Raw genomic sequence first — 10,353 nt, forward strand, 5'->3', positions numbered from 1 at the left:
GATCACGGTCGGTCGGGACACCCCCACCTGGGCGGCGATGCGGGCGTTGGGGATCCCCTCGGCGGCGGCCAGGATGATCCGGGCCCGGGTGGCCACGCTCTGGGGGGTGCTCCCGCCCCTCACCCAACGCTCCAGGAGCGCCCGGTCCCCCTCGGAGATCGCCACCGCAGCGGCAGGATGCCACACGACGGGAGGCTACCTCCCGCGTCTCCCTCTGTCAAGCTATTTGCGAGGCATTACACTAGCCGCCCCTTTGAGATCCAATTGAGCTCGTCGGCCGAGGCTGGATAAATGGCGGCAGGCCCAATCTGGAGAGGTGTGTCAGGAAGGAGCGGTCCGACTATCCGGCCTCCCACCTGCCAAACTCCAGGTTCCCTTTCCTCTTCCTCCTGTTCTTCCTCTTCCTGTTCTTCCTGTTCTTCCTGTTCATCAGTCATGGTCACGTTCAAGTCTAGCGGGAGGCCACTAGCCTCGTCCGCCGGTACCATTGAGCCTCGACGCCAGCGGCCGCAGCCAGCGGCCGGGAGAGAGGAGGATCCATCGTGGCCGACCTCATGGAGGCCATCACGTCCCTGGCCAAGCGCCGGGGGTTCGCGTTCCCGTCCAGCGAGATCTACGGCGGGCTGCGCTCGTTCTGGGACTACGGCCCGCTCGGGGTGGAGCTGAAGCGCAACGTCCGCAACGCCTGGTGGCGCTCGCTGGTCCAGCTCCGGGACGACGTGGTCGGCCTGGAGAGCTCGATCATCATGTCGCCGCAGGTGTGGGAGGCCAGTGGCCACCTGGCGTCGTTCACCGACCCCCTGGTGGAGTGCCTGAGCTGCCACCAGCGGTTCCGGGAGGACCACCTGCCCGCCAGCCGGGCCTGCCCGAACTGCGGCCAGAAGCAATGGACCGAGGCGCGCAACTTCAACCTCATGTTCAAGACCCACATGGGCCCGGTGGAGGAGGAGGGCGCGGCCGTGTACCTGCGCCCGGAGACGGCACAGGGAATGTTCGTCGACTTCGTGACGGTGCAGACCGCGACGCGGAAGAAGCTCCCTTTCGGGATCGCCCAGATCGGGAAGTCGTTCCGCAACGAGATCACCCCCGGGAACTTCATCTACCGCACGCGCGAGTTCGAGCAGATGGAGATGGAGTTCTTCGTGGTCCCCGGGACCGACGAGGAGTGGCACGACTTCTGGATCCAGGAGCGCCTGCGCTGGTACACGGACCTCGGGATGCGCCAGGAGAACCTGCGGATTCGCGAGCACGCCCCCGACGAGCTCTCCCACTACTCCAAGCGAACCGTCGACGTGGAGTATGCCTTTCCCTTCGGGGACGGATGGGGCGAGCTGGAGGGCATCGCCAACCGGACCGACTTCGACCTCAAGGCCCACGCCGAGAGATCGGGCAAGGACCTGACTTATTACGACCAGGAGAACGACCGGCGCTTCTACCCGTACGTGATCGAGCCGGCGGCCGGCGTGGACCGGGCGACGCTGGCGTTCCTGATCGACGCCTACACGGTGGACGAGGCGCCCTCGGCCAAGGGGGAGATGGAGAAGCGGACCGTGCTGCGAATTCACCGGGACCTCGCCCCGATCAAGGTGGCCGTGCTGCCGCTGTCGCGCAACGACCGGCTGGTCCCGGAGGCCCGGCGGGTGTTCGATCTGGTGAAGCAGCACTGGATGGCCGACTACGACGACGCGGGCGCCATCGGCCGGCGGTACCGGCGGCAGGACGAGGTCGGCACCCCGTACTGCGTGACCGTGGACTTCGACTCGCTCGAGGATGGCCAGGTCACGGTGCGGGAGCGGGACTCCATGCAGCAGGACCGCATCTCCATCGACAAGCTCGTGCCGTACGTGTGGGAGCGCATGTCGTGACCGCGCGACCCCGGGGGCGGGCCTGGGTCCACGCGGTGGCCTTCGTGCTGTTGCTGGCCTCGGCCTACGCGCAGTTCCGGGGGAACCTGCACTCCTCGCTCCGGATGGTGTGGACGTCCATCGGGCTGTCCGGGCTGGCCGTGGCGGTGGCGGTGGCGAACCTGCTGGTGCCCGGACCGCGGAGGTCCGGCGGCTCCGGCTCCCGGACAGCCGCCTCGGAATGAAGCGCGGGGCGGTCGCGCTCCTGCTGCTGGCGGCGGCGTGCACCGGCTCCGGCACCCTCGGTCCGTTCGGGTCGCCGGCCGCGTCGCCGGCCGCGTCGCGGCAACCTCCGGTCACGCACCGCCCGACAGCGACAGCCCCGCCCGGCCCGACCGCCACGCCCGTCCCCGTCCCGACCGGGCCAGGATCGGCGGCGGACGCCCTCCGGCGCCTGTGCGTGCGCCCACCGGCCCCCAAGGAGAGCCCGGCCACTCCCGGCCCGGCTCCCTCGGCCATCCAGCAGGTCGAGCAGGAGGTGCAGCAGGTCCGGGGCTTTCAGTACCTGCGCCCAGTGGCCGTGGATGCCGTGACGCATGACCAGTTGGTGCAGGGCCTGGAGGCGCCGTTCGGCCACGACTTCCCGGCCGGACTGCTGTCGCGGCGCACCCGGGTGTGGCAGCTGATCGGGGTGATCCCGGCGGACGTGGGCCTGCGGGACGCCTACCGGAGCTTCCTGTCCGGGCAGGTGATCGGGTACTACGACCCCGGCAGCGGCCAGCTGGTGTTCCTGGGGACCACCGACCCGTCGGCCGCCGAGCGGCTCACGCTGGCCCACGAGCTGACCCACGCCGACGACGACCAGCACTTCGATCTCTCCCGGCTGAACCCCCTGGAGAACCACTGCCAGGACGAGGCCCTGATGGCGGCCACCGGCGCGGTGGAGGGGAGCGCGCAGTTCTTCTCCTTCGCCGTGGCCCGGCGGTTCTTCTCGCCGGCCGACCTCATCTCGCTCGGACTGGGCGGCGGTGGGGGTTCCACCGCGGGCGTCCCACCGTTCGTCCAGACCCTGGCCCTGTGGCCCTACCTGGACGGGCTGAACTTCATCACGGCCATGGACGCTCGGGGCGGCCTGGCCGCGGTGAACCACGCGCTCCAGGACTTCCCGGTCTCGACGGAGCAGGTCATGCACCCGGACCGGTATCCGAGCGACACGCCCGCCCCCGTGGACATCCCCGACCTCGGGCCGTCGCTCGGGCCAGGGTGGCGGGACCTGGACGTGATGCAGGTGGGGGAGGAGTGGCTGAAGGCCATGCTGGCGCTGCGGCTGGCCGCGGCCGACGCCGCAGACGCGGCCGCCGGTTGGGACGGAGGCCTGTACCGGGCCTGGACGGACGGCCCCCACGTGGCCGTGGTCCTGTCGACGCGGTGGGACTCGCCGGCCGACGCGGACGAATTCGCCGCGGCGGCGTCCCGCTGGCTTCGGCCGGACCAGTCCGCGGTCGTGGTGCATCCGTCCTCTCCCGGCTCGCCGGTCCAGATGCTGGTCGCGTCCGACCAGGCGACGCTGGCCGCGCTCCGGGACTCGTTCCCTGGGTGACAGGGCCGTGGAGCACGGCAGGCCGCCGTGGAAACTCGAGGTCGGGGCTGCCAGAATGCGGTGGCGCGACGGACGAGAGGAGTCGAGATGCCGGGCGAGGATAACAAGGCCATGGTTCGACGGCTGTTCGAGGAAGGGATCAACGAGGGGGACGAGGCCGCGGTCGAGGAGGTGCTCTCGGCGGACTACGTGAACCACGACATGCCCGCCCCGGCAAAGGGGATCGAGGGGTTCCAGCAGGTCATCGGGATGTTCCGATCTGGCTTTCCCGACATGAGGGTCACCCTCGAGGACGTGTTCGCCGACGGCGACCGCGTGGGAACCCGCGGGCGCTTCACGGGAACCCACCAGGGCGATTTCATGGGCATTCCGGCAACGGGCAAGCCCATCGACGTCAAGTACATCGACCTGTGGTTGGTGCGACACGGGAAGCTGACCGAGAACTGGGTGCAGATGGACATGGTCGGGCTCATGCAGCAGATCGAGGCCATGCCGGGGGCCGAGGGGACCGGCGGCAGCTAGGGACGCAGCCCGGCCGGCCCGAGCGCGGCGAGGTTCTCCTCCGGGGCCTCGGGCGGAACGGAGCACCCCGGCGCGACCAAAAGCCCGCGGCCCTGGGTCGCGTGGATGGCCTCTTCGACCTGAGCCCGGACCAGGTCCGGCGACCCGTCCACCAGGGCGCCCTTTCCGTCCACGCCCCCCATGGCGGCCCGGCCGGCCAGGTCCCGGCCCTGGGCCACCGACGGGTTCCCGGGATCGTGGACGGACCAGCTGACCGCGTGCGAAGGAAGGTCGTTCGCCAGGGCGAAGTGCAGGTTCGCCCCGCACAGGTGCAGCACGTTGCACCAGGCGGCTCCGGGGACCGCCTCCAGCACGCGCCGGTCGTGGGGCAGGACCAGGTCCCTGTACTCCTCGTACCCCATGACGTCGTCCGATGCGTAGCCGGAGACGGCGAAGAACACGCCCGCAGCCCCCGACTCGATCGAGCGGCGCGCGAAGCCCGCCATCGTCGCCGCGATCCGGGACAGAGCGGCCCCGACGACGCCGGGACGCGTCCGCAGCTCGGCCACGGCCCGCTCCCGGTCCTCGCCCACCAGGTAGCCCGCCACGGTGAGCGGCGAGAACACCGTCTGGAGGACGGGAACGGAGCGGCCGAGCTGGGTGACCACCCGGGCAAGGGCCTCGGTCTGGTCGGCCAGCGCCGGGACCGTGGGCACGACCTCGGCGGCGGCGACGGCCTCCCAGTCCTCCGGGCCGGACACCACCGCCCGCTTCAGCACCGGGGCCCGGTCGGCCCGCCCCGAAGGCCGGTACTCGGCGCCGAAGGCCTCCGCGAAGCACGTCGCCCGGGGCTGGAGCTTCACGAAGTCCCACCCGAACCGCCGCTGCCGCTCGACGGTCACCCCGGCCAGCTCGGCCGGCGACCATTCCTCGAGGTACGTGTGGCCCCACCACGCGGCCGGGGCCCGCCGCAGCGGCTCCATGGCCAGCGCCGCCCGGACCCGTTCGCTTCCGTCCATCGGCCAGCCAGCCTACCCGGGGCTCGGCTTCCCGCGGCAGGGCTTCCCGCGGCACGGCTCGAGGCGGCCCGACCTATGCTGGGAGCGCCCGCCCTGGACGGCCAAAGGAGCTCCCCATGGCAGACGTGAAGGAAGTCGAGGCCCCGCCCGCCGGTCCGCTCTCGGAGCAGGAACGCGATCTGATCGACGCCTACTGGCGGGCCGCCAACTACCTCTCGGTGGGCCAGATCTACCTGCTGGACAACCCGCTGCTGCGCGAGCCGCTGAAGCCCGAGCACACCAAGCCCCGTCTGCTGGGGCACTGGGGCACCACCCCCGGCCTCAACTTCATCTACGCCCACATGAACCGGGTCATCAGGAACTGGGACCTCGACGCGATCTACGTCACCGGACCCGGCCACGGCGGGCCCGGTCTCGTCGCCAACGCCTACCTCGAGGGGACCTACAGCGAGGTCTACCCCGACCTCACCCGGGACGCCGAGGGGATGCGCAAGCTCTTCCGGCAGTTCTCGTTCCCCGGCGGCATCCCGAGCCACGTGGCGCCGGAGACGCCCGGCTCGATCCACGAGGGCGGCGAGCTCGGGTACGCGCTCGTGCACGCCTACGGCGCTGCCTTCGACAACCCGGACCTCCTGGTGTGCTGCGTGGTGGGGGACGGGGAGGCCGAGACCGGTCCGCTCGCCACCAGCTGGCACTCCAACAAGTTCCTGAACCCGGTTCGGGACGGCGCCGTGCTGCCCATCCTGCACCTGAACGGCTACAAGATCGCGAACCCCACGGTGCTGGCCCGGATCCCGCAGGAGGAGCTGCGCGCCCTCATGGAGGGCTACGGTCACCATCCGTACTTCGTGGAGGGCGACGACCCGGCGGCCATGCACCAGCAGATGGCGGCCACGCTGGACGAGGTGGTCCAGGAGATCCACGACATCCAGCGCACGGCCCGGGAACGCGGGACCGCCGCTCGCCCCCGGTGGCCGATGATCGTCCTTCGAACTCCGAAGGGCTGGACCGGACCCAAGGAGGTGGACGGCGAGCCCGTCGAGGGGACCTGGCGGGCCCACCAGGTCCCGATGGCCGAGGTCCGCACGAACCGGGATCACCGGGCCGTGCTGGAATCCTGGATGCGGGGCTACCGGCCCGAGGAGCTGTTCGACGAGAACGGATCCCTGGTCGCCGAGCTGGCGGAGCTCCCTCCCAAGCGCCACCGCCGCATGAGCGCGAACCCCCACACCAACGGCGGGGAGCTGCTGCGCGACCTGTCGCTCCCGGACTTCCGCGACTACGCCGTGGCCGCCGACAAGCCCGGGACGAACTCGAGCGAGGCCACCCGGGTGCTGGGAGCCTTCCTCCGCGACGTGATCGCGGGGAACCCGGACCGGTTCCGGCTGTTCGCTCCGGACGAGACCGCCTCCAACCGCCTGTCTGCCGCGTTCGAGGTCACCGACCGGGCCTGGGACGCCGAGACCCTGCCCACGGACGACCACCTCTCCCCGGGCGGCCGGGTCATGGAAGTCCTCTCCGAGCACATGTGCCAGGGCTGGCTGGAGGGCTACCTGCTCACCGGCCGCCACGGCCTGTTCAACTGCTACGAGGCGTTCATCCACATCGTGGACTCGATGTTCAATCAGCACGCCAAGTGGCTGAAGGTGACCCGAGCCATCCCGTGGCGCCGGCCCCTGGCCTCCCTGAACTACCTGCTGTCCTCGCACGTGTGGCGTCAGGACCACAACGGCTTCTCGCACCAGGACCCCGGCTTCATCGACCATGTGGTGAACAAGAAGGCCGAGATCATCCGGGTGTACCTGCCGCCGGACACGAACTGCCTGCTGTCGGTGGGGGACCACTGCCTCCGGAGCAGGAACTACGTGAACGTCATCGTGGCCGGGAAGCAGCCCTCGCTGAACTGGCTCTCCATGGGCGAGGCCGTCCGCCACTGCACACGGGGGATCGGGATCTGGGAGTTCGCCAGCAACGACGAGGAGGGCGAGCCCGACGTCGTGATGGCCTGCGCCGGCGACATCCCGACCCTGGAGACGCTGGCTGCCGTGGACATCATCCGCCAGCGGCTGCCCCACCTGAAGGTGCGGGTGGTGAACGTGGTGGACCTGATGCGCCTGGAGCCCGACTCCGAGCATCCTCACGGCATGCCCGACCCGGAGTTCGACGCCCTGTTCACGCTGGACAAGCCGATCGTGTTCGCCTACCACGGCTATCCCTGGCTGATCCACCGGCTGGCCTACCGGCGCAACAACCACCACAACCTCCACGTCCGCGGCTACAAGGAGGAAGGGACCACCACCACGCCGTTCGACATGGTGATGCTGAACGATCTGGACCGGTTCCATCTGGTGATGGACGTGATCGACCGGGTCCCGGGCCTGGGACCCCAGGCCGCGCACCTCCGCCAGGACATGGTGGACCGGCGCCTGGAGTGCCGTGCCTACACCCGGTTGGAGGGAGAGGACGATCCCGATGTCCGGGACTGGATCTGGCCCTACTAGTCTGAGCCAGACTAGCGTGCGCGTCCTGGTCGTCAACGCCGGCTCCAGCAGCCTGAAGCTGCGGGTCCTCGATGGGGACGATCGGGTGGCCGGCTCGGAGGACCTCCCGGCGCCACGGGGCCAGACGGACGCCGCCGGGGTGGCCGCGGCGATCGAGCGGTTCGGGGAAGTGGACGCGGTAGGCCACCGCGTCGTCCACGGCGGCCGCGAGTTCCTGGAGCCGGTGCTCCTGGATCGGGAGGTGGAGGCACGCCTGCGGGCCCTCACCGACCTGGCGCCCCTCCACCAGCCGAAGTCCCTGGCGGCGGTGGAGGCGGTGTCCTCGGTGCTGCCTGCGGTTCCCGCCGTGGCGTGCTTCGACACGGCCTTCCACGCCGGCATGCCGGAGGCCGCGGCCACATACGCGCTCCCGCCGCAGTGGCGCTCACGATGGGCCCTCCGGCGGTATGGGTTCCACGGGCTTTCCCACGGCTACGCCTCGCGCCGGGCCGCGGAGATGGTGGGCCGGTCGCCGCGGGGGCTCCGGATCGTGACGTGTCACCTCGGGGCCGGTGCGTCCCTGGCTGCGGTCGTCGACGGTCGGTCGGTGGACACCACCATGGGGTTCACGCCGCTGGAGGGCCTGGTCATGGCGACCCGGTCGGGGAGCGTCGACCCCGGGCTGGTCCTGTGGCTGGAGGAGCACGTGGGGATGCCGCCCGCCGAGCTGGCGGCAACCCTGGAGCACCGTTCGGGCCTGCTGGGCCTGGCCGGGACGCCGGACATGCGGGAGATCCTTCGCCGGGCGGCGGCAGGGGACGCCGCCGCCGTGCTGGCCCTGGACGTGTACGTGCACCGGCTGGCGGGGAGCGCAGCCGCGATGACGGCGTCGCTGGGAGGGCTGGACATCCTGGTGTTCACCGGAGGGGTGGGGGAGAACGCGCCGGAGATCCGGCGACGGGCGGCCGAGCGGCTGGCGTTCCTGGGGGTGGAGGTGGACGCCGAGGCGAACGAGGGCGGGTCCGGCGACCGCGACGTCTCGACCGCCGGGAGCGCCGCCCGCACGCTGGTCGTCGAGGCCAGGGAGGACCTCCAGATCGCCCATGAGGTCCGGCGGGTCCTCGGCGTGTAGGGGCGGCGAGCCCTCCAACCGGCAGCGCCTCCGCTGGGGGGGAGGTGTCGACTGGCCGCGGCGGGGAATCCATTCGGCGGCCTCGGTCGTACCACTTGCGGGGCGGACGGACCCCACTGGGGTCGGGAAGGGGAGTGCCATGCGGCGCCGCACGGTCGGGTTCGCCATCCTGCTCATTGTCACGGCCGTCCTGGGCTCGAGCGGCTCGGCGACGGCTGCCACCGGGACCGTGAACTGGCCCCAGTTCCGGTTCAACCAGAACCACACCGGGGTGAATCCCTCCGAGACCACCATCAACGCCAGCAACATCACGTTCGTGACGCTGGACTGGGCGGCGCAGCTGGGCATGCTGGTGGACTTCTCCTCGCCCGCGGTGGTGAACGGCGTGGCCTACATCGGCTCGGACGACGGCCGGCTGTGGGCGTACCCGGCCGACGGGTGCGGGCAGAGCCTGTGCACCACGCCGCTGTGGAGCTCCGTGTCGCTGGCCCAGATCATCGACTCGCCTGCGGTCAAGAACGGCGTGGTGTACGTGGGGTCGCAGACCTCGCCCACCTCGGCGGCCGGGCGGCTCAACGCCTTCTCCGCATCGGGGTGCGGGCAGGCGGTGTGCAGCCCGCTGTGGCAGGGCCTGGCCGGGACGAAGTCGATCCTCCAGTCCTCACCGACCCTGGGGAGCGGCCTCGTGTTCGTCGCGGCGTTCGACGGACGGCTGTACGCGTTCAACGCCAAGGGCTGCGGCGCTCCGACCTGCCTGCCGGTGTGGAAGGGTTCCACCGGCGGCAGCATCGAGTCGAGCCCCACGGTGGTCGGCGGCGTGGCCTACGTCGGGTCCGACGACGGGAAGCTCTACGCCTTCAACGCGGCCGGCTGCGGTGCGCCCAGCTGTCCGCCGCTGTGGACCGGCTCGATCGGGGGCTCGGCCTTCGAGTCGAGTCCCGCCGTCGCGAACGGCGTCGTGTACATCGGCTCGGACCACTTCCTGGCGGCGTTCGACGCGTCGGGGTGCGGCGCCGCGGCCTGCGCGCCGCTGTGGCAGGGCACCTATCAGGGGGAGTTCTTCGGCGGCTCGCCCGCGGTGGCCGGCGGGCGCGTGTACATCGGCCTTGAGGACGGCCTCGGTGTGTTCGCCGCCGGCGGGTGCGGCCAGGCCGTATGCGGACCGCTGTGGCTCGACTTCGGGTCGGGCGCGCAGGCCCAGGTGCAGTCCTCGCCCACCGTCGCCAACGGCCTGGTCTACGCCGGCCGCAACACCGGCCAGGTCCTGGCCTGGAAGACCAAGCCGTGCGGGGGGTTCATCTGTTCGAACATCTGGAGCGGGGACACGGGCGATCCGCTGGTCAACTCGTCGCCGACGGTGGTGAACGGGAAGATCTATATCGGCAGCGCCGACGCCAACTTCCCCGAGGACATCCAGGGCCGGCTCTACGTGTTCGACTCGTCCCTGTAGGCCCACGCCGGCGGCGGATGGAGACGGAAGCTGGCCCGCCTGGATTCGAACCAGGACTAACTGATCCAGAGTCAGTCGGGCTACCGTTACCCCACGGGCCAGTGGGTGGGCCAGGCCGAAATGCTACACGGCTCATCGGCAAGCGGCTCCCAAGAGGAACTGACTCGGGGACAGTCTGGCTTCGACCTCCCTCAAGAACAGGCTCCTCGCTATTTCGTGTGGGCTGACGCCATGTCCAGCTTCCCTGCGATGAGGTAGGTCATGGCGATGAGGTTGGTCTTGGTGCGGTACCCGCGAGCCCGCCGCTTCGCCGCCTGCACGAGCGAG

Annotated in this window: 8 protein-coding genes and 1 tRNA gene; 7 read left to right on the top strand and 2 right to left on the bottom strand. The window is 70.7% G+C overall.

Features of this window, described 5'->3' with window-relative positions:
• The first annotated feature begins 554 nt into the window (after positions 1–554).
• From M3Q23_13030 to M3Q23_13045, 4 genes are all read left to right on the top strand, one after another.
• Complete coding sequence (locus tag M3Q23_13030) at positions 555–1,865, top strand: glycine--tRNA ligase (protein ID MDP9342983.1); 1,311 nt, start codon at positions 555–557, stop codon at positions 1,863–1,865.
• Positions 1,862–2,089: a hypothetical protein gene (locus M3Q23_13035; protein MDP9342984.1), complete on the top strand. Its 228-nt coding sequence runs from the start codon at positions 1,862–1,864 to the stop codon at positions 2,087–2,089. The genes M3Q23_13030 and M3Q23_13035 overlap by 4 nt, the downstream gene beginning before the upstream one ends.
• Complete coding sequence (locus tag M3Q23_13040) at positions 2,086–3,444, top strand: hypothetical protein (GenBank protein MDP9342985.1); 1,359 nt, start codon at positions 2,086–2,088, stop codon at positions 3,442–3,444. Before M3Q23_13035 ends, M3Q23_13040 begins: the two co-directional genes overlap by 4 nt.
• Before the next feature lie 87 nt (positions 3,445–3,531).
• Entirely contained in the window at positions 3,532–3,966 is a 435-nt protein-coding gene (locus M3Q23_13045; protein ID MDP9342986.1) for an ester cyclase, read from the top strand.
• On the opposite strand, the gene M3Q23_13050 is transcribed toward M3Q23_13045, so the two are convergent.
• A complete protein-coding gene (locus M3Q23_13050) occupies positions 3,963–4,964 on the bottom strand; it encodes a hypothetical protein (protein MDP9342987.1) in 1,002 nt (333 codons plus the stop codon). The genes M3Q23_13045 and M3Q23_13050 overlap by 4 nt on opposite strands.
• 116 nt (positions 4,965–5,080) lie before the next feature.
• Between M3Q23_13050 and M3Q23_13055 the strand changes: the two genes are divergently transcribed.
• The 3 genes from M3Q23_13055 to M3Q23_13065 all read left to right on the top strand — a co-directional run bounded on the left by M3Q23_13055 (position 5,081) and on the right by M3Q23_13065 (position 10,026).
• Entirely contained in the window at positions 5,081–7,465 is a 2,385-nt protein-coding gene (locus M3Q23_13055) for a phosphoketolase family protein (protein ID MDP9342988.1), read from the top strand.
• 16 nt (positions 7,466–7,481) lie between these two features.
• Complete coding sequence (locus M3Q23_13060) at positions 7,482–8,576, top strand: acetate/propionate family kinase (protein ID MDP9342989.1); 1,095 nt, start codon at positions 7,482–7,484, stop codon at positions 8,574–8,576.
• A gap of 139 nt (positions 8,577–8,715) precedes the next feature.
• The gene (locus M3Q23_13065; GenBank protein ID MDP9342990.1) at positions 8,716–10,026 is read left to right on the top strand and encodes a PQQ-binding-like beta-propeller repeat protein; all 1,311 of its coding nucleotides are present in this window, start codon (positions 8,716–8,718) and stop codon (positions 10,024–10,026) included.
• 30 nt (positions 10,027–10,056) lie between these two features.
• Here the strand turns inward: M3Q23_13065 and M3Q23_13070 are convergent.
• Positions 10,057–10,127, bottom strand: a tRNA-Gln gene (locus tag M3Q23_13070).
• Positions 10,128–10,353 lie beyond the last annotated feature (226 nt).

Source organism: Actinomycetota bacterium (assembly GCA_030774015.1).
Classification (GTDB): domain Bacteria; phylum Actinomycetota; class UBA4738; order UBA4738; family JACQTL01; genus JALYLZ01.